Here is a 21,811-nt window from a genome sequence, read left to right as displayed (position 1 = left end):
TGGAACGCGACCTGGACCGCGGGGGGCCGCTGGTAACCAGGAACGTCCTCGGAGCGCGAGGGCTCGACCGAGTACTCAGTGGGCTGGTCGTTGATGACTTCTCTCCTGTTTTCGCTAGTCGGCCGCGAGATCGACTCCCGGACGTGAGTCTAGGGACCGGCCGGTTCGGGCGCAGTCCTGTCAGCGAAGATGTGATCCAGCCACTGGACGTTCACGACCCCCAGGTCGAAGTCCGCCGCCGTCCGGGAAGCCCGTTCCCGGGCTTCGTCCCACAGCGCCTCGTCCGAGACGTGGGCGAGCACGAAGTCTGCCATCTCCGCAACGCTGTCGTGCCGGAACTGCGGTCCGAAGATCTCCTCGACGCCGTCCCGGTTCCAGAACACCGGCAGCGCCCCGGAGGCCATACCCTCCGCGGGTGCAAGGTGGAAGCTCTCGTGGGTGGAGGGAGACAGCAGCCATCCGATGCCGCGGAGCCAGTTGGCCATGTCCGGGCCGAAGGGTTCGAAGACGACGTGCTCGGACAGGCCTGGAATGCTCCCGATCCTGTCGAAGAAATGGAGGTAGGCCTCCCGCTCCTCGGGCTTGCGCCAGATCCACGGATACTCCCACGGCAGCCGTCCCTTGATGTGCAGCCGGAAACGGTCGTCGCGGACCAGCAGGGACTCCAGCAGGTCGAGGGCGCGGTCGGGCCTTTTCAGGAAGGGAACGATGCCCACGAGCCCGAGTGCGTACCGTGCCCCCGGCCGCTTCGGCCGTGCCAGATCTGTTGCGTCGAGCGCGTTGTCGATGTGGTGGACCTTCGAGGAGGGCCAGCCGGTGGTCTCCAGCACCAGGCGGTGGTAGTACTTCGACACCGTGATCAGCGAGTCGACGTTCTCGATCCTCAGGTCCCCGAGCCACGGTGCCGTCAGCTCGAATCGGTGCAGTCTCACCAGCAGCCGTTGGCCTGGGCGCTTGCGCTCCGAGTACCAGACCGCGCATGGCCCTGCCCACTCGCAGATGACGACGTCGGCCCAACCCAGGAGTTCCTCCGAGAGGGCCTCGTCGTGGTCCCGCAGGCTGCTCCACTGGTCGATCCGCAGGTCCACGTCGGGACGCACATGCAGCAACTCGACGAGTTCCCCGGCGAACTTGAGATCGTGTCCCGCCAGCACCACCCGCAACACCTTCGCGCCCAGGCGGTGTGCCTCGTAGTCGGGTTCGGTGCGCCGGAAGTAGCCCTCCAGCCGACGTGCGGTGGCGCTGCTGGAGTAGGGCCGGACAGCCTCCTGCGCAGCGGCGCGGAGTTCCGGCAGACGCGTCCTAGCCGCCACCAGCGTCGCCACCACCGAGGCGAGGTCGCCGTCGGTGAACAGGGGGTAGTCGGCGCCGAACAGTTCCTCGTGCGCCGGAGTCCGGTTGACCAGCGGCGGCGTCCCGGCGGCGGCGTACTCCAGCATCTTGGTGGAGATCTCCAGGCTGGAGTCCAGGGCCGGGGAGCGCCAGCTCACGCCGACGTCGTGGGCCGCCACCGTGCGCAACGCCTCTTCCCGGGGGAGCCCGCCGGCCCAGGTCACGTCGGGCGGTGGGTCCTCGAGGGCAGCGCGCATGGCTGTGATCCACTCCGGGTCCGCTGATTGCACCTTGTCGCCCAGGATGGTCAGGTGAGCCAGCTGGCCGGCCTCCGCGAGGAGGGCCGGCAGTTGGGTCATTTCCAGCGTGCGCCAGTCAGGGTGCAGCTTGCCGGAATAGACCAGCTCCAGTCTGTCCCCGACCGGTGTTTCGTCGATCGGCGCGAAGTAGTCGTCGGGCACGGTGGGCGTCATCAGCAGGCACTTGCCCGCGGCTTCCGGGACGACGGACTCGATGTAGGCGCGGGTCTCCTCCGTCTGCACGAAGAATCGCCTGGACCTGGCCGCCACCTCCCGCAGCTTGGGCAACTGGCCGGGGGGCATCAGGGTGGCCGGGAACTTGAAGTCGGTGACGTAGCTCCACAACCGCGGGGAGAGCACCTCCGATGCCCCCGCCGCGGCTGCCATCTGCAGGCCACGCACGATCAGGACGGAGGCCTCGACCCCGGTGACCACATCCTCCAGCCGCTTCACGGCGTCGGCGTGGGACATGGCCGCCATCCCGCCGCTGGGGACGGCTTCGTGGATGACGATGCCGGGGTGGTCCACCAGGCGCGTGAGGAGCCGGTCGGTGGTGACCTGGGCCTTCAGGACGACGTGGACGACGGAGTCGGTGAGGGTGAGGGTCTCGGCGAGGGAGATCAGCCAGGTGGCCGAGCCGTCGATGATGTTGAGGTTGACGTCTCCGTAGAGGACGACGTGGCGCTTCATGCGGGCGTGCCTCCAGCCGCATACTGCGCCAGCGTCCGGTACAGCGAGGGTGGGTCCTCCGGGGAGAGGGAAGCGATGAACTCCCTGTCGATCGTGATGGTGTCGGCACGCATGGCCGTGGCGGCGAGACCTTGGGCGCCGGTGGCGGGAATCACGAAGATCGAGCCGGAGTTGCGCCGCATCCAGGCCATTGCCACGCGCAGTTCCAGCAGCAGCTTCGAACCGTGCGGATCCACGGCCCCGACCCATGGGCCGGAGTTGAGGGCGTCCTCCTCGATGATCAGCGCGGACGGCTGGGCGTGTTCGATCTCCGCGGCGCTGACTCCAGGATGGAGCCGGTGCACGTCGCCGGCGTCCGCGAGGACTGCCGCGAGGCGGTCCGACCCGACGAGCGCGAGAACGCGGCGGGACACTGCCGAGGTGTCGGGGTTCCCCATGCCGTGGGTGGCGGCGAACAGGCGGTAGGGGGCGTCTGGGTCGGGGGTGACGCTCGCCGCAACCCTGCCCGCAGTGCTCTCGGCCGCCACCTTCTGCGGGGTGTAAGTGCCGACGGTGCGCAGCTTCTCTGCCGTGGTGCGGGTGGGCGCCGGCGGGGGAGCGGGGGTGGCTGACCCGACGGGGGCAGGCGGGTTGACGACTGGCGCGGCCGACGGGACGCTGCGCGCCGTCGTGAGCAGCTTGACCCGGCGCTCGACGCTGCGGCTGGTGGCGCTGGAGACGTGCACCTTGAACGCCATGACCGCGATGGCCCCGCCCAGTGCCACCACCGCCGCGGCTGCCAACGGCATGGCCAGCAGCATGAGCTGGACGGCGGCGAGTGCCACAGCCAATGCGATCAGCATGATCGTGGCGACCATGACCTTCGAGAGCTTTCTCACCGGTTCGGCTCTTCCTTCCATCGCGCGCAGTTGCGCGGCTCGTTCAACTCAGCGCCACAGACCCTTGCTGTCGACGATCTGCTTGCCCTCGACCCGGTGCGCGGGGATGGCCTTGAAGGCCGCGTGGTCCACGAGGACGACGATGACGTCTGCAGCCTGCAGCGCCTCTTCAGTCTCTGCGAGGGTCACGTTGACCAGATTGGCCAGCTTCGCCGGCAGTTCCTCGATGTGCGGCTCGACGGCGAGAACCCGGGATTCCGGGTGGTCGGCGGCGTAGTCCCGGACGATGGCGAGCGCGGGCGACTCGCGCAGGTCGTCGATGTTGGGCTTGAACGCGAGGCCCAGCATGGCGACGGTGGGCTCGGCGATGCCCTCGGTGGCCTCCCGGATCCTGTCCATGACCCAGTGGGGCTTTCCGTCGTTGACGTCCCGGGCCATCCGGATCAGCCGGGACTCCGCGGGAGCGGCGGACACGATGAACCAGGGGTCGACGGCGATGCAGTGACCACCGACGCCCGGTCCGGGCTGCAGGATGTTCACTCGGGGGTGGTGGTTGGCAAGCTCGATGAGCTCCCAGACGTCGATGCCGAGCCGCTCGCAGATGATCGAGAGTTCGTTGGCGAAGGCGATGTTGACGTCGCGGAAGCTGTTCTCCACCAGCTTGGCCATCTCCGCGGTGATGGCGTCGGTGAGCAGGATCTCACCCTCGCAGAAGACGCGGTACAGGTCCCGCGCGGCCTCCGCCGCTTCTGGCGTGATGCCGCCGACGATGCGATCGTTGGTGACCAGCTCGACCATGACCCTGCCGGGCAGCACCCTCTCCGGGCAGTGGGCGAACTTGAGCCCCGAGCCGACCAGGTCGGGACGCTCCTCGTACACGACGTCGGCCATGCGCTGCGTGGCGCCGGGCGGCGAGGTGGATTCCAGGATGAGGAGTTCGTCGCCGCTGAGGTGCTTGGCGACGCCGCGGGTGGCCGCTTCGATGTAGCTCAGGTCCGCGCTGTGGTCGTCGTGGAACGGGGTGGGGACGGCGATGATGAAGGTCGCGGCGGGCACGGCCTCGGTGGCGGCCGTCAGCTTGCCGTCTGCGACGGCTCGCTCGACGTAGCCCCCCAGGTCCGGCTCCACGAACGGGACCCGCCCCGAGTTGACGGCCTCGACGGTGCGGGGGTTCACGTCCACACCGTGGACCGTGAGGCCCTTGTGGGCGAAGATCGCGGCGGTGGGGAGGCCGATGTAGCCGAGTCCCACCACGCACACGTCCGGGTTCGTCACTTCACGACCTCCTGGGTTCGCATGGATGCGCAGCCCCGGGCCGAAGGGCCCGGGATGGTTGACGTCGGCAACCCTATCCCGCGGCTGGGCCCCTCCCAAAGTGCCCCGGCCCTGATTGCCGATTCATTCGTCGTCCAGGGCTGCCGCCTCGTCCGGCAGGGTCATGGAGGTCGGCACCACCTGGGGCTGCGTCGCCATCGGTTCCGGCTCCGCTGCCACGGTGACGGTCTGCTCACCGAGCTGGATGGTTTCGGAGTCCGGCAGGCAGTTCTTGTCCCGGTTGCCGAACATCGATGGGTCGTAGGGGACACCGGCCGAGGTGTGGCTGAGTTCCTCGGCGACGTCGTCGAACACCCGGACGCCGGAGTAACAGGCGATGCGCTGGAGTTCCGAGACGTGACCGTCGTGGTAGTTCACGTTGATGGTGCGGCCGGTGTACCGCTCAGGGACCGTCACCTCGGCGCCGGAGGCCGACAGGTTCACGGTGTCGATGGCCTTCCACCGTCCCCCGTCATATGCCTCGACGCGGATGGTCCCGGTCCCCTTGATGGTCAGCACGTTCTCCGGGGCCTTGTGCACCTCGAGGGCGTAGAGCGGAACCGCGTGGTCTCCCAGGGTGTCGGCCACCCGCAGTTGCACGTTGCTGTACCAGGCCGTGGTGTTCGTGACCGAGTAGGCGTAGGTGAGCAGCTGCACCTTGAGCTCGCAGCCCGCGGCGGGTGCGGTGAATGCCGTGGAGGTCCAGGCTGCCGTCCTGGTCCGGTTCTTCGCGTTCTCGTGGATCAGGGTGGTGACGCGGGTGTTGTTGGGTCCCGCGCAGACGGCGAACACCGGAACCTTGCCGGCGGTGCCGGCCTGGCCGGCCGTGATCTCGAGCCGGGAGTTGAACGACAGCGACATCGTCCTGCCCGCCATGGCCGCGGTCACCGGGATGGTCTGCTCCACGCCCGCCCAGCCGTAGGTGGTGCCGCGCGGACGCACCCCGAGCCAGTCGCCGTCGAGCCGGATCCCGGCCGGGGAGTTGATCACCGCCCAGGAGTCCGGGATGCCGTCGCCGCCGCGGTCCGCGAACTTGGGGTTGCTCAGCAGGTTCGGGTTGGTCCCGCTCACCGCGGCGAGCGGCAGGATCTGGGCCCGCTCCCGTCCCGCGGAGTCAAGCGACTTCAGCGGCGCTCCGTTGAGCAGCGTCTGGGTGATGCGGGTGCCGGTCGCCGTTGTGGGAGTCAAGGTCGGGGTGGGCGTGGGTGTGACGGTGGGTGTTGGGGTGGCCGTCGGTGTGACCGTGGGTGTTGGGGTGGCCGTCGGTGTGACCGTGGGTGTTGGGGTGGCCGTCGGTGTGACCGTTGGCGTTGGCGTTGGCGTTGGCGTTGGCGTTGGGGTGGGCGTCGGTTCGGGCACGGGCGTGCTCACCGCGACCGCGCGGAGCGGAGCCGGGGCCAGGCCGCGCAGCATGTCATAGGAGGACATGGTTCCGCCCTCGACGGGGATCCGCATCCTCGGCACCTGCACCTTCAGCGCAGCGATGGCCTCGTTGAACAGGTCCCGTGCCCGCTGGCTGCCGCTGTGGTCGGCCCAGGTCTTGAGCCCCAGCACATTCTGGAAATGGCCGTTGAAGACCACGGTCGGGGGGTCGGTCGGGTACTCCTCGAACCAGAGGAAGCCGTTGTTGCGGTTGGTGAACCCGCCGTCCTCGATCGGTACGAAGTAGGACTCGAAGATCTTCTCCGCGTAGCCGTACCAGCTCGAGTCGTTCGTGAACCTGGCCAGCTCCATGAAAGCCGTCATGGCGCCCGCCTGCCCGAGGCCCGAGAACCATCCCGGCTCCAGTCGCGGGACCGCAGGGTTGGCGCTGAAGGCGAACGGGTACGGGAACCACAGGCTGGTGCGTCCGTTGTAGACGCGCTCGGAACCACCTTCGAGGAGGTGTTCGGCGCCAAGCAGTGCGAAGCAGAGCCGGTCGGCGTCGTCGAGGGTGGTGGAACGCATGGACACCTTCATGAAGTTGGCCAGCGAGATCGGGTTGTAGTGGTCGCTGGGCGTGTAACCGGGCTTGATGACGTGCGGGCGACCTTCAGCAGTGAAGGTGAAGCCCGCGGGCGGGGGCGCGTCGCACGGGTTGTTGTATTGGCGTGCAAGGGGCCTGGTGCCGGGGATGAACTGGACGACGTTGTTGAAGACCCACTTGTTCTCGGGGGTGAAGACCCAGCCGTCCGGGCCCTGCACGGCGTTGACGACGGTGGTGAAGGTGAAGGAGCGACAGCCGTTCTGACCGGTCCACTGGGTGCCGCACTCGGTCTGCCAGAGCCGGCCGTCGGTGCCTGTGAACTGGCCGTCGGTGGCCAGGGGGTTGATCTTGCCGGTCACCTTGTCCCGCCAGTTGGCACCGTTCGAGGGGAGGTAGGTGAGGTTGTTGAAGACGAACTCCTGCACAAGCTGGTACTTGCCGTCCACCAGACGGGCCTGGGAGGCGAAGATCTCGGCGCGGCACCGGGTGACGGTGCTGGAGTACGGGTCGCAGGTGGTGTTCCAGAGCCTGCCGTTGTAGGTCCGCTGGCCCGGGGTGGTGTAGGGGTGGTCCTCGGCCACGGCCTCGCGGGGTTGTGACACCACCGTCGCGGCCAGTCCCAGCAGGACGACGAGGAGGAGGGTGAGGGCGCGATTTCGTCGCGTTGCAGGCATTCGTTGACCACCAGGAGTGTCGGCAGGACGCGCGGCAGGACACCACTCGTCGGGGGCATTCCTGAGGCATACTACCCGGCGGGATCCGAAAGTCACCCCTTGTGAACGGGCTCAGGCCCGGGTGTAGGCGTGGTCGCCCAGTTCCCGGCACAGCCTCGCGAGCTGGGTGGCCTCGTCGCCGAGCACCTCGATTCGCGCGTCGGGGCCGCTGCGTTGCGCCAGTCTGGAGCCGGTTTCGTCCGGGACCGTGACGACGTCTGCCGCCATGTTCCAGCCGCGTTCCCAGTAACGGCCGAGGCTCGCCGCGTCACCCTCAAGACCTGTGCCGAACGGGCTGCCGTAGTCCAGCACGACGCGGGCGTACCAGTTCCGCTGGGCCCAGGCCGCGAATCCGAAGTGAGCGAACGGCGGGCCCGCCAGCACCACGACGTCGTAATGGTCGTTGCGCGCCTCGAAGTGTCGCTCGAGAGCGAGCTGCCAGAACCCGGCAGGTTCGCGCATCGGGTCGAAGGGAGCGTCGGCGGCGTGCGTGAGAGCCACCTGGGCCACGGCGTCGATGGGCCCGTCGTGGGGAGCCAGCGTCGCGATTCCGAGGTCCGGCACAACATGCACCCGCCGCGAGTCCCCGGCAGGCGTCAGCGACGTGGCCAGGTCGACGGTGACGTCGCCTCCGGAGGCGTGCTCCAGCTGGCTGAACCAGCCGGCCGTGCGCCGGGAGCCGAGGTCGTGGGCGACCAGCAGCACCCGGGTGGTGCCCGGCTGTCTGGCCGACGGGCTGGGCTGGGCCGGGGGCACGTTGTCGACAAGCGGCTCCTCCGGCAGGTCGTCGAGCCTGTCGGCCAGCCGGTGTGGCCACCCGCGTGAGGCCGTGGACCACAGCGCCAGTTCGTGGGCCCAGCCGCCCGGCTCCGTGATGATCATGGGGCGGTGCAGGTGCTTGGCGAGCCAGTCCAGGACGAACTTCCAGCCCGACGCGTGCTCGGCATGGAGGGAGCCGCCGGCGATGTTCATCCGGGGCTGGGGCAGGGGAGCGGTTTGCCCCACTCCCGTCAGGCGCAGCGTGTCGCCGTCGCGTGTGACCACCGGCCAGTGCCGTCGTCGCGCCTCGGCGGCGGTGGAGTCGTCGTCGGTGATGACCACCGGGGTGTGGAGGGTCATGGGCTCAGCCTCCCGATCAGGGCGATCTCGCGGTCGATCGTGGCGGCCCTGCCGCACTGCCGTCGTACCCTGGCCGCAGCATTGCGTGAGAGTTCTGGCATGAGTTCGGGGTGCTCCACCAGGTGCCACAGGGCATCGGCGAAGGCCCACGGGTCATTGCCGCGTGGCAGCAGGCTGCAGGACTCGTCGGTGAACTCGGGCACCGCGGCCACCGGGTTCGTGATGGTCACGGCACCGCTGGCCATGGCCTCGCCGAGCATCACGCCTTGCGTGTCGTAGCGGGTGGGGAGCAGCACGACGCCGTGGGCATCGTGCAACGCGGCCATCTGCGCCGGCGACGAGAAACCCTCGTCCACGGTCACATTCTCGAAGCTGCGGACTCGGGCGACCTCTTCATCGAAGTGCCTGCCGTAGCCCCGCACGGTGATCCTCAGCGTCGAGAAACCGTCGCGACCCGAGCAGATCTCGATGGCCCGCAGAGCAATGTCGTTGGCGTAGTTGTGGACCGCGAAGCTGCGCAGGACCAGAATCTGGCGCGCCTCGTCCCGGGTTCGTTCGCGGGCCCGGTAGCCCTCTTCGTCGATGTGGTTCGGGATGATCTCGACGTTGGCGGCTGCGGTTCCCACGTCGAACTCGGAGTACGCGCGTTGGGTCTGGGAGACGAACACCTTGGTGATCGAGTCGTCCTCGAACAGGGGCGCGGCGGCACTGAAACGGTCGCGGTTCTGCGAGTCCCGGATGTGCCGGATCGCCATGAGCTCGGACGTGGTGGTGTTCCCGTGCAGACGGCGGTAGTCGCGCACCTCGTAGCCATGGAACCAGACCGCGAGCCGTTCGCCGGGGACGCGTCGGCGGAGTTCGTGGATGGCTTCGGGCGTGGGTGAGTGGGCCAGCACCGGCGAGCCGGAATCGGCGATCGCGTCCAGGGCGTCCGCCAGATCCTGCGGGCGGATCGCGACGACAGGGGCGTCGTCCTCGGGGGAGATGTCCGCCTCGGTGACGTTGCGCGGAGAGTAGTCGACCACGATCCCGCGCAGGCCGGCGGCGGCGTACGCGCGGACCCGCTGGCGCACGAACTCGGAACCGTGGCGCCAACGATAGGGATAGGTGACCGCGACCACGACGAAGTCGTGCCGGGAGCGCAGGACTTCAAGGACCGGAGTCGGCAGGACGGGCGTCACGGCTGGTGCGACTTCGCATACCGGCCCCGGCGCAGCGCCTTGTTGACCACTTGCCTTGCCGGGCGGTCCAGCTGGGCCTTCAGCCGCGCGATGTGCTCCTCCAGGCGGGAAATGGTGGCCTTGAGTTCCACGATCTCGGCAGCGCGCTCCCGCTCCTGCGCCTCCCGTGCCGCCTCCCGGGCGAGCTCTCCCTGCGACTGCGTGGCGGTGGCCTCCCGGGCCTCGTCAAGGCGCACCGCCAGGGCCAGCACGTCGGACCTGAGTTCCTCTATCGTGCTGCCGGCGTCAGCCAGTTGGCGGTTGGCCACCTCGAGCTCGGCCAATGCCAGCCGTTCGAGGTGCCGTGTCTGTTCCTGCCGCTCGGAGTCCACGCAGGAAGCCTAGCGGGACCCTCCGGGCCTGTGGCCGGGAGCCGGCAAGATCACTCCGGGCCCCGCCATCGCAGCAGGGCGGCGTCCCCCGCGTCCGCGAGCCGGGTGAGTGCAGGGAACTCCGCCAACCAGCGCTGCAACACCTGCTCCTGCCCAGCCGCGTCACCGAGGACCACGACTGCACCGGAAACCAGGTGCTCGTGCAGCAGCGGCAGGGCCGGGTAGGTGTCGGGCGACGGGTCGTCACCCCGGAGTGGTGGACCAACCAACAGCAGGTCGACGGGGGTTCGGCTCGGCAGCGCGCCGGGGGAGTGCCACCAGTAGTCCCTGCCGTCCAGCCCGACGCGCTCGAGGGGGGCGTCGGCGACGGTGGCCAGTTCACCGAGTCCCTGCTCTTCGAGAGCGTCGCGGCTGGCGGCGGCGCGGACCGGCGAGTGGTCGAGCGAATGGACGTGGCCGCCGTGGGAGTTCGACCGCAACGCCAGCGCTACCCAGGTCGTCGAGCCGCCGGAGGCAAGTTCCAGGACGTTCAGCGATCGTTCTGCCGACAGCAGCCGCCTGACCACCCAGACCAACGCGGCACCGCTCAAGGACCCGCTTCCCGGCGCCGGCAGGGGGAGGTCCGCCCCGCCGACGAGGCGGCGGTGCAGGTCTGCCAACTCGGCGGCCGTGGCGGGGACCTGCTCGACCAGCGTCCGCAACCGCGCGAGCCCGCCCGTCAGATCCGCGGCGGTGTCGTCGAGGGTGCTCTCGAAATGCCGGAGGGCGGATGTGGTGGCCAGGGCGGCGTGCTCGGCGTCGATGGCGGCGGTCCTGGCGTCCCTGCCACGGACCTCGAGCTCGTCCATCCTTGCCGCCGCGTCGTCCAGACGTCGGGTGACGTCGGCGTGCGACGACTCCACGGACGCCCGGACTGACTCCAGGGCCGAACCGAACCCGGAGGCGGAGGCGCTGGCCGCAGACAGCTGTCGGCGCTGGCCGGCGACGAGGATGCGGAGCCGCAACTGCCCGGCCAGCACCATGCCCGCGAGCCCGAAGGCGAGCAGGGCCGTGGCCCATCGCGGCTCGGGCAGGACCAGCGCCGTGACGGCCGCCGCCCCGAACGCGACGAGGGAACCGCCGACGGCCGCCCGGTGGAGCGCTCGGGTGCGGTTCACTCGTCAGTCCGTTCCGGAGTCCATCGCGGAGCGCAGGGTGGCCGCCTCGACGTCGTCATCGACCTCGGGTGAACCGAGTTCGGCGATGGCGCTGGCGCGGCCGGGCTCGATCTTGCCGATCAGGGCGGCGTGCCCGGCCAGCAGCGTGCCCTGCGAGGCGTACAACTCGAGCTTCTCCCGGGAATCTGCGATGTCCAGGTTGCGCATGGTCAACTGCCCGATGCGGTCGGTGGGTCCGAAGGCGGCGTCCTCGACCCGCTCCATGGACAGCTTCTCCGGCTGGTAGCTCAGGTGCGGGCCCCGGGTGTCGAGGATGGTGTAGTCGTCGCCGCGGCGCAGCCGGAGGTCGACCTCGCCGGTGACGGCGGAGGCCACCCAGCGCTGCAGGGACTCGCGCAGCATCAGGGACTGCGGGTCGAGCCAGCGGCCCTCGTACAGGAGCCGTCCGAGCTTCAGGCCCTCGGAGCGGTAGTTCGCGAGGGTGTCCTCGTTGTGGATGGCCGACAGCAGGCGCTCGTAGGCGGCCCACAGCAGCGCCATGCCCGGGGCCTCGTAGATGCCGCGGGACTTGGCCTCGATGATCCGGTTCTCGATCTGGTCGCTCATGCCGAGGCCGTGGCGGCCGCCGATCTCGTTGGCCTCGAGCACCAGCTCGACGGCTGAGCCGAAGCGTTCCCCGTTGATGGCGACGGGGCGGCCCTGCTCGAAGGCGATGGTGACATCCTCGGTCTCGATCTCCACCGCCGGGTCCCAGTACCTGACGCCCATGATGGGCTGGACCGTCTCCAGCGAGACGCTGAGTTCCTCCAGGGTCTTGGCCTCGTGCGTGGCGCCCCAGATGTTGGCGTCGGTCGAGTAGGCCTTCTCCTTCGAGTCGCGGTATGGGAGGTCGCGTTCACTGAGCCACTGGCTCATCTCGTCGCGGCCGCCCAGCTCGCCGACGAAGTCGGCGTCGAGCCATGGCTTGTAGATCCGCAGGTCCGGGTTGGCCATCAGGCCGTAGCGGTAGAACCGCTCGATGTCGTTGCCCTTGTAGGTGGAGCCGTCACCCCAGATGGCGACGTCGTCGTCGGCCATGGCACGCACCAGCAGCGTGCCGGTCACCGCCCGGCCGATCGGCGTGGTGTTGAAGTAGGCCTTCCCCGCCGAGCGGATGTGGAACGCGCCGCAGGCCAGTGCCGAGAGCCCCTCCTCCACGAGTGCCGCGCGGCAGTCCACCAGGCGGGACAGCTCCGCCCCATAGGCCATTGCCCGCTCGGGCACGGACTCGATGTCGGGTTCGTCGTACTGGCCGATGTCGGCGGTGTAGGTGCAGGGGATGGCACCCGCTTCGCGCATCCAGGCCACGGCCACCGAGGTGTCGAGGCCGCCGGAGAAGGCGATGCCGACGCGTTCGCCGACTGGGAGTGAGGTCAGGACTTTGGACACGTGGGCCACTCTAGTGGTTGTCCCCTGATGCTCGCCCGTAGCTACGATGAGCACCTGAGTGGCCCTTTCCGGGCAGCCGATCCCCCCGAGTGAGGAGAGACATGCAGCAACCGCATGCAGTCATCGCCCTGCCCAACAACATCGAGATCGACGCCCGTGCGCACCGCAACGGGCTCGCGCTGGTCGCCGCCGGTTACAAGGTGACGATGGTGGGATTCGGCGGGGGTATTCCACCGACGGGGACGATCGCCGGCATGCCCTACGTCTTGTGCTCGGCGTCGGCTCCCGCTGCCGTGAAGAAGCCGCTGACGCTCACCTATCGCGTGGTCCGCAAGGCGTTCCACGTGACGATGCACCGTCGGCCGCCGCAGAAGGTGCTGGGGGCGGTCGCTCGTGTCGATGAGCTGACCGACGTCGTCGGCCGCGGGGCCCGGAAGCTGAAGGACAGGGTCGCCCCCGCCCGCGCCGTCGAGGACGACGGCCGCAAGTTCTGGGAGAAGGCGCTGCCGCAGGTGCCCGCCATGACCGAGGCCATGAGGAACCAGCTCATCGAACTGCAGCCCGACGTCATCGTCACCGACGTCCACCTGCTGCCGCTGGCCACCCAGGTGGCGGCCGTGCACCGCTCCCGGGGGCACCGCACCGCCGTCGTCTACGACGCCCGCGAGTACGTCTACGGGCTGGCCAGCGAGGACCCCCACGTCACCCAAGGCTTCCCGGCCCTGGAGAGCGAGTTCATCGGGCAGGTGGACGCCACCGTCACCGTGTGCGAGCCCATCGCCAAGTTCCTGCAGGAGAAGTACCAGCTCCCGGTCGAGCCGGCGCTGGTGCCCAACGCCCCCATCGGCCAGCTCCCGCCGGTGGAGCACCCGATGACCATCCGGGACTTCCTGAAGATCGACGCCGACGCCCCCCTGCTCGTCTACGCCGGCGGGCTGTCCTACCACCGCGGCGTCCACGACGTCATCTCCGCGCTGCCGGACCTGCCGGAAGTCCACCTGGCCATCGGTGCCCGCCGCAGCAGCTCCTACGTGATCGAACTCGAGAAGCAGGCCGAAAACCTGGGGGTGCGCGACCGCGTCCACTTCGTGCCGTTCGCGCCCACCCACGAGGTGGCCGAGTACCTGGCTTCCGCCACGGCCGCGATCTTCCCGTTCCTGCCCGTCGGCAACCACAACTGGGCCGCGCCCAACAAGTACTTCGAGTCCGTCCAGGCCCGGCTGCCCATCCTCACCTCCAACATGGAGTGGCTGACCGAACGCATCACCCGGCTCGGCATCGGCGAGGTGTTCGAGCACTCCAACCCCGCCTCCATCGTCGAGGCCACCCGCAAACTGCTCGGCAACCTCGACGCCTACCGCGCCAGGCTCACCGACGACCTCGTCCGCGAGCACACCTTCGAGGAGTTCGCGGGCACGGTGCAGGAGGTCTGCCTGGGTGTCACGGCGCCGCGAGCCAGGGAGGGCCTGCGCCCGGCCGGGCTGCACGACCAGCTGACCGCCATCCGGCGCGACATGCTGCGGCAGCGGGCCTCGCTGTCGGACTCGGAGATCTTCGAGCCCCGGCCGCGGCTGCGGATCGGATGTGCGAACACCGGCGGCCAGCCCCAGCTCTGGGCAACGAGCCTGATGCGAGAGCATCCCGAGGCCATGGCCGAGTCCGCCTGGCTCTTCCGCGACGGTCCGCTGCGGTTCCCCGTCGACGAGACCATCACCTACCACCAGTGGGTTGCGCCTTACTGGCAGCGAAACCTCGCGCGCAAGCTCGAGAACCGGGTGACGCACGTGCTGACCGAGAGCGCACGCGCCATGGTGGGCGCGAAGTTCGGCAAGTTCTTCTACGAGGAGATCGACTACTTCAAGGCGCAGGGCATCAAGCAGGGCCTGGTCTTCCACGGCTCCGACATCCGAAACCCCGCCAAGCACGCCCAGCTGGAGCCCGACTCCCCGTTCCGGGACCCCGACGACGAACTCACCGCCGTCCTGCAGCGTCAGGTGGAGGCGATCACCCCGCACGTGCTGGCTTTCGACGGTCCCGTCTTCGTCACCACCCAGGACCTCCTCGACTACCTGCCCGACGCGTCCTGGCTGCCCATCGTCGTCGACACCGACTGGTGGACCAGCGACATCGTCCCCATGTCCGGCGACGGCGCCCCGAAGGTGTTCCACGTCCCGTCGAAGAACAAGATGAAGGGCTCCGACGCAGTCGACGAGGCCTGCCTCCAGCTGCAGGCGCAGGGCAGGATCCGCTACCTGCGCGACGAGGGCCTCACCCGCGAACAGATGCACGACCGGATGATGAGCGCCGACATCGTGATCGACCAGGTGCGTCTCGGCGACTACGGGATCACCGCGGTCGAGGCCATGTCCGGCGGCAAGGTCGTGATCGGCCACGTCGCAGACCGTGTCCGCAGCCGCCTGCCGGGCGACGTGCCCATCGTCGAGGCCGACTCGGAGAACCTGCGCGAAGTCCTCGAGGGGCTCCTCGACGACCGCGGGCGGGCTGCCGCACTGTCCCGCGCGGGCCGTGAGTACGCCGTCGCATGGCACGACGGGCGGCACAGCGCGGCCGTCCTGGCCGACTTCATGGAGCTCTGAGCAACACGTCCGGGACCTTGAGGATCCTGATGCTGGTCGCCACCTCGGTGGCCACGGACACGCGGGTACTGCGGGAGGCGCGCACCCTGGTGGGCGCCGGCCACAGCGTCCACATCATCGGCCGCTCCGTGCCGGAGGGCTTCGACGCGGGCGACGGGATCACCGTCTCCAGCGTCGGCACGTCCTCGGTGTTCCGGGCGGAGGGCCAGCCCTCGCTCAGCGGCCGGAAGCTGTCGGCGCCCGTCCGGTTCGCACGGTGGTTCCTGCTGCCGCAGCACCGGCGCTCGTCGTTCGGGCGCTGGGCCGACGGTGCCATCGCCGACGCCCGGGGCCGCGACTTCGACGTCGTCCACGCCCATGACTTCACCGCGCTGCGGGCGGCGGACGCCCTTGCCGCCGAGCGTGGGGTGCCGTTTGTGTACGACTCCCACGAGCTGTGGACCGGGATGCCACGCGAGCACCGGCCCACCCCGCTCGCAGACCGACGGGAGCGCCGGGACGAGGCCCGCTGGGGCGGCCGGGCCGCCGCGGTGATCACCGTCGGCGACGGCGTCGCGGCCGCCCTGCGTGACCTCCACGGCTGGCGCAACATCACCGTCGTGCACAACAGCTTCCCGTTCACCGGCGAGCTGCCGGCACCGCTGCCGGAGCCGCGCGGTCTCGTCTACGCCGGCCGGGTGGCCGCGTTCCGGGAGCTGGAGACGATCGCCGAGGCCAGCCGCCGCGTCGAGGTGCCCATCACGGTGGTGGGTCCGGCCGACGAGACCTGGCTCGGCACCTTCGACCGCGCCGAACTGGAGGTGCTGCCGGCCAGGCCGCTGGCGCAGGCCTCGGAACTGCTGGTCTCCGCGGGGCTGTCCCTGGTCACCCATTCCGACAAGTGGCTCAACCACCGTCTGGCCATGCCTAACAAGCTGTTCCACGCTGTCAGTCTGGGTATCCCACTGGTTGCGACCGACGTCGGTGAGCTCGGCAGGATGGTCCGGGAGTATGATCTGGGTACCCTCTACGAGCCCGGAAACGCCGACTCGCTGGTACGCGCGATTTCCGATGCGGTGCGTGAATACCCGAAACTGGTGGGTAATGTCAGGGCGGCGCGCCCGGAGTTGAGCTGGGATGCCGACGCCGACCGCCTCCTGACGGTCTACGAGGAACTAGTCCGGATGACGGGGAAGGAGACATCGTGAACCGATGCTGCCCGCCCTCGTTCGGGAGGCGAGAAATTGGCTAGGACAAAGAACGGGCAGAGCCCCACGGTGCGGGTCTACACACCGCACAAGGCGGGTCTGCCCGACCTCCGCGAGTATTTCGGGGAGGTCTTCCGGCGCATGGACTTCGCCCGCGAGCTGAGCGACACCAACATGCGGGCGGGCAACACCAACACGGTGCTGGGCCAGGCCTGGCTGATCATCAACCCGCTGTTGCTGGCAGGCGTCTACTACCTGCTGATCGTGGTGATCGGTGGGCGTGGCGCCGGGGCCGCTGACTTCGCGGGTATCGCCGGTGGGCTGTTCCTGTACTTCCTGATGTCGGGGGCCGTCCAGTCCTGTGCCACGTCGGTCACCAACGCGGGCAGCCTGATCCTGAACATGAACTTCCCCAAGCAGCTGCTGATCGTCTCCAATGTCTACCTGGCGCTGCGTCGATTCGTCCCCACCCTCGTGGTCTACCTGGTCATCCACGCGGTCTCCGGCAAACCGTGGACCCTGCACATGCTGTGGATCCCCTACGCGGTCCTCCTGATAGCACTGTTCTCCGTGGGACTCGGGTCGATCATCGCGACCTGGCACGTCTACTTCCGCGACACTGCCCAGTTCCTGCCCTACTTCATCCGGATCTGGATGTACGTCTCCCCGGTTCTGTATCCCGCCGAGCTCTTCCTGGATCGTGTCGGACCGACCATCGGCCAGTTCGTCCACCTCAACCCGCTGTTCTCGCTCATGGGGATCTGGGGCGACATCCTGAACGGTCTGGCGCCCGAGTGGGACTTCGTCGTCATCGGTACGGCCTGGGCGGTCGGCATGTTCGTAGTCGGGGTCCTCTACTTCATCTCGAGGGAGCGTGATTTCGCTGTCCGCCTCTGACACCCCAGTCCCGCTCGAACGTGACCCGGGCGAGCCCGAGCCCGAGGCCGACTCCACCGTCGCCGCCCCGACGGACCACTCCGGCCAGGCCGTCGTCATCGATGACCTCCACATCACCTACAAGGTGCACCTGGAGCGCAAGAACTCCCTGAAGAACTTCCTCGTCAAGGGGGCCCGCGGCGAGAAGGTCAACTACCGCGAGGTCAACGCCCTCAGGGGCGTCACCTTCGACGTTCCCAAGGGCCAGTGCACCGGGATCATCGGTGCCAACGGTGCCGGCAAGTCCACTCTCATGCGGGCCGTGGCGGGCATCCTGCCCCCGACCAAGGGGCGCATCGAGATCCGCGGCAAGGTCAGTACCCTGCTCGCCCTCGGAGTCGGGTTCAACACCGCCCTCACAGGGCGCGAGAACGTCGTCCTGGGAGGCATGGCGGCGGGCCTCACCCGGGCCGAGGTGACGGAGAAGTTCGACGAGATCGCCGGCTTCGCGGACCTGGGCGAGTTCATCGACATGCCGATGCGCACCTACTCCTCCGGCATGTTCTCGCGGCTGGCGTTCTCCGTAGCCGTCCACATGCAGCCCGACATCCTCATCATCGACGAGGCCCTCAGCGCGGGTGACGCCAAGTTCAAGGAGCGGGCCGGGCAGAAGATGGCCTCGCTCATGGACTCGGCCGGCACGATGCTGCTGGTCTCCCACGCACTGGCCACCATCCAGGAGCTCTCCGACGAGGTGATCTGGCTCCACAAGGGCAAGCTCATCCACCGCGGGGACCCGAAGGAGACCTGCGACCGGTACCTGGAGTTCCTCAAGGTGGGCGACGACAAGATCATCATGGAGGACTTCTGAGCCGCACGGTCGCCATCGTCACCACCGGTCACGACGTCGCGGACGCGCGGCTGCACCGGACGGTCGCCGCGCTGCAACGCGCGGGGGCCGACGTGGAGATCCATGGCCTCGGAGACGCGTCGCTGGCACCCCGCGGCGCCCGGGTGCAGACGTCGCCGCGCGCGGGCAAACTCACCCGGCTGGGCCGTGCGCTCACCTGGCCGTTCCGGACTCAGGCCGACGTGCTGCTCACCATTGACCCGGACACCTCGCTGTCGGCCCTGATGGCGGCGCGCCTGCGGCGTCGCAAGTGGGTGGCCGACGTCCATGAGGACTACGCCGCGCTGCTCAAGGACCGCGACTGGGTCCCGCGCCCCCTGCTGGCGGTCCTGCAGGGTGCCGTCGGCTTGCTGAACCGGATGATCCGCGGCGCTGACCTCGTGCTGGTGGCTGACGAGCACGTCCCGCCACGGACCGCCCCGAGCCGGTATGTGATGCGCAACGAACCCGACTTCACCCTGCTGCCTGAACTGGCGCAGGCCGCTGACTCGCCACCCTGGCGCGCTGTCTACATCGGGGACAACCGAGCCTCCCGCGGCCTCCGAACCATGGTCGAGGCAGTGGCGGCCACCGCGGCCGACGAGCAGCCGTGGCACCTGGACATCGTCGGGCCCGTGGCGGAGGCCGACGCGGGCTGGCTGCGGGAGCGCCTCACCCAGCCCGACTGCGCGCGAATCGCCGCGCACGGCCGGCAGGCGCCGAAGCGGTCTTGGGAGATCGCCGAGGGGGCCGACGTCGGCTTCTGCCTGCTCGCCAACACGCCGGCCTTCGCCGAGGCCATGCCGTCGAAGATCTACGAGTACCTCGCGTGCGGGATGCCGACGATCGCCACGCCCCTGCCGCGAGTCGCGGAACTGCTCCACCGGACCGGCGCCGGCGTCCTCGTGGACTCGGTGGCGGAGACCACGATGGCGCTGCGCCACTTCGCCAGCCAACCCGGGCTGCGCGCCCAGCTCCGGGCCGCCGCGCGGGAGGCAGGCGAGGTGGCCAGGCACCGTCGCAACACCTACGACGCCGCGGCGGAGCTGATCGTAGGCCTGCCCTGATTCGCCTCGCCGGGCAACCGGTATGCTCACCCAGAAGCCACTCGAAGGGACCATTGGAATGGTGCGTATCCAGGACAGCGCTGACGTCTCACCCGAGGCCACCATCGGCGAGGGATCATCGGTCTGGCACCTCGCGCAGGTGCGCGAAGGCGCGGTGCTGGGGGAGAACTGCATCATCGGTCGCGGCGCCTACGTCGGCACCGGTGTCCGGATGGGCAACAACTGCAAGCTGCAGAACTACGCCCTCGTGTACGAGCCAGCGGTGCTGGAGGACGGCGTCTTCGTCGGTCCCGCGGCGGTGTTCACCAACGACTACTTCCCCCGTGCGATCGACCCGGATGGCAACTTGAAGCGCGGCGACGACTGGGAGGCCGTCGGCGTCACCTGCCGTGAGGGCTCATCGATCGGGGCGCGTGCGGTCTGCATCGCGCCCGTGACGATCGGACGCTGGGCCATGGTGGCCGCCGGCGCCGTCGTCACCAAGGACGTTCCTGATTTTGCGCTCGTCGCCGGGGTCCCGGCCAGGCGCATCCGCTGGGTGGGCCGCGCAGGCGTCCCGCTGGAGGCGGGATCCGCCGCCGGTGAGTGGGTCTGCCCGCAGACCGGCGCCAAGTACACAGAGGAAAACGACACACTCGTGGAGGTCCAGCAGTGACTGAATTCATCCCCCCGGCCAAGCCGATCATCGGTGACGAGGAGCGGGAGGCCGTGGATCGCGTGCTGCGTTCCGGCATGCTCGCGCAGGGTCCCGAGGTCAAGGCCTTCGAGGAGGAGTTCTCGGAGCACTTCGGTCTCGGTCGTGCGTGCGTCGCGGTGAACTCGGGCACCTCCGGTTTGCACCTTGGCCTGCTGGCGTGCGGGATCGGCGCCGGGGACGAGGTCATCGTTCCGTCGTTCACGTTCGCGGCGACGGCGAACTCGGTGGCGCTGACCGGGGCCACCCCGGTCTTCGCCGACATCGCGGCAGACGACTTCACGCTGGACCCGGCGTCGGTGGAGGCCTCGATCACCGAGCGCACGAGGGCGATCATGCCGGTGCACCTGTACGGGCACCCGGCCAAGATGGCCCAGCTGCGCGAGATCGCGGACCGGCATGGCCTGATGCTGTTCGAGGATGCTGCGCAGGCGCACGGGGCCTCGCTGAACGGGACCCCTGTGGGGGCGTTCGGGGAGTTCGGGATGTTCTCGCTGTACCCGACCAAGAACATGACCTCGGGTGAGGGGGGCATGGTGACCGCGGCCAACGACGAGATCGAGCGCAACCTGCGCCTGTACCGCAACCAGGGCATGCTGCAGCAGTACCACAACGAGGTCGTGGGCCTGAACAACCGCATGACCGACATCCACGCCGCCATCGGCCGGGTGCAGCTGACGAAGGTGGATGGCTGGACCAGGCAGCGCCAGGCCAACGCCGCGTTCCTGTCGGCCAACCTTGAGGGTGTCACCACGCCGCCGGTGGCCGAGGGCGCGGTGCACGTCTACCACCAGTACACGGTGCGGGTGGCCGAGGACCGCGACGGTCTGTCGGCTGCGCTGAAGGAGCAATACCAGGTGGGTTCGGGGATGTTCTACCCGGTTCCCAACCACCGTCTCAAGCCGTTCCAGGCCGCCGTGGACCTTCCCGAGACGGAGCGCGCCGCCAAGGAGTGCCTGTCGCTGCCGGTGCACCCGTCGCTGTCCGAGGGTGACCTGGAGCGCATCGTCGAGGCCGTCAACACGCTGGCCAAGGCAGGCGCGTGATGGCGACGCTGAGAGCCGGCCTGGTCGGAATCGGGATGATGGGGCGTCACCACGCGCGCGTGCTGGGCTCCCTTGATGGCGTCGAACTGGTCGGGATCACCGATCCCGGCGGCGACAAGTTCGGCGTCGCCGGCGGCCGTCCCGTCTTCGACACCGTCGACGAACTCATCGAACTCAAGCCCGACTACTGCATGGTGGCCGTCCCCACGGCCTTCCACCTGGAGACCGGTCTCAAACTGGCCGAGGCGGGCATCCACGCCATCATCGAGAAGCCGCTGGCGCGCGACGTCGAATCCTCCGTCGCGCTGGTGGAGGCCTTCGCCAAGGCGGGCCTCGTCGGAGCAGTCGGGCACATCGAGCGCTACAACCCATCCCTGCAGCAGGCCCGCAGGCGGATCGCCGACGGCCAGCTCGGCCGGGTCATCCAGGTGTCCACCCGCAGGCAGGGCCCGTTCCCGGCGCGCATCGCCGACGTCGGCGTGGTCAAGGACCTCGCCACCCACGACATCGACCTCACCGCCTGGGTGGTGGGCTCCCCGTACGTGCACGTGGCGGCCGAGGCCAACAACCTCTCCGGCCGGGAGTACGAGGACCTGATCTCGATCACCGGCCTGCTCAAGGGCGGGATCGTGGCGAACCACCTGGTCAACTGGCTTTCCCCGCTGAAGGAGCGGATGACCGTGATCACCGGTGAGACCGGCACCTTCATCGCCGACACCCTCACCGCGGACCTGACGTACTACGCCAACGGCACCGTCGAGAACACGTGGCAGGATCTGGCGCAGTTCAAGGGCGTCAGCGAGGGCGACGTGATCAAGTACGCCTTCTCGAAGCCGGAGCCGCTGCGCACCGAACACGAGAACTTCCGGGACGCCGTGCTGGGCAAGGACTCCGACATCGTCACGCTCGAGCAGGGCCTGAACACCGTCCGGGTGGCCGAGGCCGTCATCGAATCGGCGAACACCGGCCGGACAGTCGCCCTCTGATCGTCCGCAGGCCGCTGGCGG

17 protein-coding genes are annotated in these 21,811 nt (G+C 69.0%); 8 read left to right on the top strand and 9 right to left on the bottom strand.

The annotated features are described in order from the left end of the window. Nucleotides 1-149: 149 nt before the first annotated feature. The 9 genes from LKO27_RS14135 to argG form a co-directional block, all read right to left on the bottom strand. Nucleotides 150-2,321, bottom strand: a complete 2,172-nt coding sequence (locus LKO27_RS14135; protein ID WP_227738156.1) for a glycosyltransferase — start codon at nt 2,319-2,321, stop codon at nt 150-152. Continuing rightward, nucleotides 2,318-3,199: a hypothetical protein gene (locus LKO27_RS14130; protein ID WP_227738155.1), complete on the bottom strand. Its 882-nt coding sequence runs from the start codon at nt 3,197-3,199 to the stop codon at nt 2,318-2,320. Before LKO27_RS14130 ends, LKO27_RS14135 begins: the two co-directional genes overlap by 4 nt. A 48-nt stretch (nt 3,200-3,247) precedes the next feature. Further along, complete coding sequence (gene wecC, locus LKO27_RS14125) at nt 3,248-4,474, bottom strand: UDP-N-acetyl-D-mannosamine dehydrogenase (RefSeq protein WP_227738154.1); 1,227 nt, start codon at nt 4,472-4,474, stop codon at nt 3,248-3,250. A 123-nt stretch (nt 4,475-4,597) separates the two neighbouring features. Then, nucleotides 4,598-7,153 carry a D-glucuronyl C5-epimerase family protein gene (locus LKO27_RS14120; protein WP_227738153.1) on the bottom strand — a complete coding sequence of 852 codons (2,556 nt, stop codon included), beginning with the start codon at nt 7,151-7,153 and terminating at the stop codon, nt 4,598-4,600. Nucleotides 7,154-7,264: 111 nt separating this feature from the next. After that, nucleotides 7,265-8,311, bottom strand: a complete 1,047-nt coding sequence (locus LKO27_RS14115) for a hypothetical protein (protein ID WP_227738152.1) — start codon at nt 8,309-8,311, stop codon at nt 7,265-7,267. Then, a complete protein-coding gene (locus LKO27_RS15680) occupies nt 8,308-9,492 on the bottom strand; it encodes a glycosyltransferase (protein WP_227738151.1) in 1,185 nt (394 codons plus the stop codon). The genes LKO27_RS14115 and LKO27_RS15680 overlap by 4 nt, the downstream gene beginning before the upstream one ends. Further along, nucleotides 9,489-9,863, bottom strand: coding sequence for a hypothetical protein (locus tag LKO27_RS14105; protein ID WP_227738150.1), 375 nt, complete (start codon nt 9,861-9,863; stop codon nt 9,489-9,491). The genes LKO27_RS15680 and LKO27_RS14105 overlap by 4 nt, the downstream gene beginning before the upstream one ends. Nucleotides 9,864-9,913: 50 nt before the next feature. After that, on the bottom strand, nt 9,914-11,020 hold the full coding sequence (locus tag LKO27_RS14100) for a class I SAM-dependent methyltransferase (RefSeq protein ID WP_227738149.1): 1,107 nt from the start codon (nt 11,018-11,020) through the stop codon (nt 9,914-9,916). A 3-nt stretch (nt 11,021-11,023) separates the two neighbouring features. After that, on the bottom strand, nt 11,024-12,448 hold the full coding sequence (gene argG, locus LKO27_RS14095; RefSeq protein WP_227738148.1) for an argininosuccinate synthase: 1,425 nt from the start codon (nt 12,446-12,448) through the stop codon (nt 11,024-11,026). A gap of 101 nt (nt 12,449-12,549) precedes the next feature. Between argG and LKO27_RS14090 the strand changes: the two genes are divergently transcribed. The 8 genes from LKO27_RS14090 to LKO27_RS14055 all read left to right on the top strand — a co-directional run bounded on the left by LKO27_RS14090 (nt 12,550) and on the right by LKO27_RS14055 (nt 21,790). After that, nucleotides 12,550-15,045 carry a glycosyltransferase gene (locus LKO27_RS14090; protein ID WP_227738147.1) on the top strand — a complete coding sequence of 832 codons (2,496 nt, stop codon included), beginning with the start codon at nt 12,550-12,552 and terminating at the stop codon, nt 15,043-15,045. 29 nt (nt 15,046-15,074) lie between these two features. After that, nucleotides 15,075-16,232, top strand: a complete 1,158-nt coding sequence (locus tag LKO27_RS14085; RefSeq protein WP_227738146.1) for a glycosyltransferase — start codon at nt 15,075-15,077, stop codon at nt 16,230-16,232. 36 nt (nt 16,233-16,268) lie between these two features. Continuing rightward, nucleotides 16,269-17,129 (top strand): ABC transporter permease, encoded by an 861-nt coding sequence (locus LKO27_RS14080; RefSeq protein ID WP_227738145.1) that lies wholly within the window; start codon nt 16,269-16,271, stop codon nt 17,127-17,129. Further along, nucleotides 17,107-17,979: an ABC transporter ATP-binding protein gene (locus tag LKO27_RS14075; RefSeq protein WP_227738144.1), complete on the top strand. Its 873-nt coding sequence runs from the start codon at nt 17,107-17,109 to the stop codon at nt 17,977-17,979. The genes LKO27_RS14080 and LKO27_RS14075 overlap by 23 nt, the downstream gene beginning before the upstream one ends. A gap of 92 nt (nt 17,980-18,071) precedes the next feature. After that, nucleotides 18,072-19,064 (top strand): glycosyltransferase, encoded by a 993-nt coding sequence (locus LKO27_RS15675; RefSeq protein WP_227738143.1) that lies wholly within the window; start codon nt 18,072-18,074, stop codon nt 19,062-19,064. 52 nt (nt 19,065-19,116) lie between these two features. After that, complete coding sequence (locus LKO27_RS14065; protein WP_227738222.1) at nt 19,117-19,719, top strand: acyltransferase; 603 nt, start codon at nt 19,117-19,119, stop codon at nt 19,717-19,719. Then, nucleotides 19,716-20,804 (top strand): DegT/DnrJ/EryC1/StrS family aminotransferase, encoded by a 1,089-nt coding sequence (locus tag LKO27_RS14060; protein ID WP_227738142.1) that lies wholly within the window; start codon nt 19,716-19,718, stop codon nt 20,802-20,804. The genes LKO27_RS14065 and LKO27_RS14060 overlap by 4 nt, the downstream gene beginning before the upstream one ends. Beyond that, on the top strand, nt 20,804-21,790 hold the full coding sequence (locus tag LKO27_RS14055) for a Gfo/Idh/MocA family protein (protein WP_227738141.1): 987 nt from the start codon (nt 20,804-20,806) through the stop codon (nt 21,788-21,790). The genes LKO27_RS14060 and LKO27_RS14055 overlap by 1 nt, the downstream gene beginning before the upstream one ends. Nucleotides 21,791-21,811 lie beyond the last annotated feature (21 nt).

The sequence above is a fragment of the Tessaracoccus sp. OS52 genome (assembly GCF_020687685.1).
Classification (GTDB): Bacteria; Actinomycetota; Actinomycetes; order Propionibacteriales; family Propionibacteriaceae; genus Arachnia.
The sequence above is the reverse complement of the archived record's forward strand: the minus strand, read 5'-3'. Positions and strand labels throughout refer to the sequence as shown.

Bases quoted from the DNA above. Each gene is read 5' to 3' on its own strand.
- LKO27_RS14115 (WP_227738152.1), bottom strand. From the start codon at position 8,311: ATGACCCTCCACACCCCGGTGGTCATCACCGACGACGACTCCACCGCC.
- LKO27_RS14135 (WP_227738156.1), bottom strand. From the start codon at position 2,321: ATGAAGCGCCACGTCGTCCTCTACGGAGACGTCAACCTCAACATCATC.
- LKO27_RS14055 (WP_227738141.1), top strand. From the start codon at position 20,804: ATGGCGACGCTGAGAGCCGGCCTGGTCGGAATCGGGATGATGGGGCGT.
- LKO27_RS14085 (WP_227738146.1), top strand. From the start codon at position 15,075: ATGCTGGTCGCCACCTCGGTGGCCACGGACACGCGGGTACTGCGGGAG.
- LKO27_RS14090 (WP_227738147.1), top strand. From the start codon at position 12,550: ATGCAGCAACCGCATGCAGTCATCGCCCTGCCCAACAACATCGAGATC.
- LKO27_RS14120 (WP_227738153.1), bottom strand. From the start codon at position 7,153: ATGCCTGCAACGCGACGAAATCGCGCCCTCACCCTCCTCCTCGTCGTC.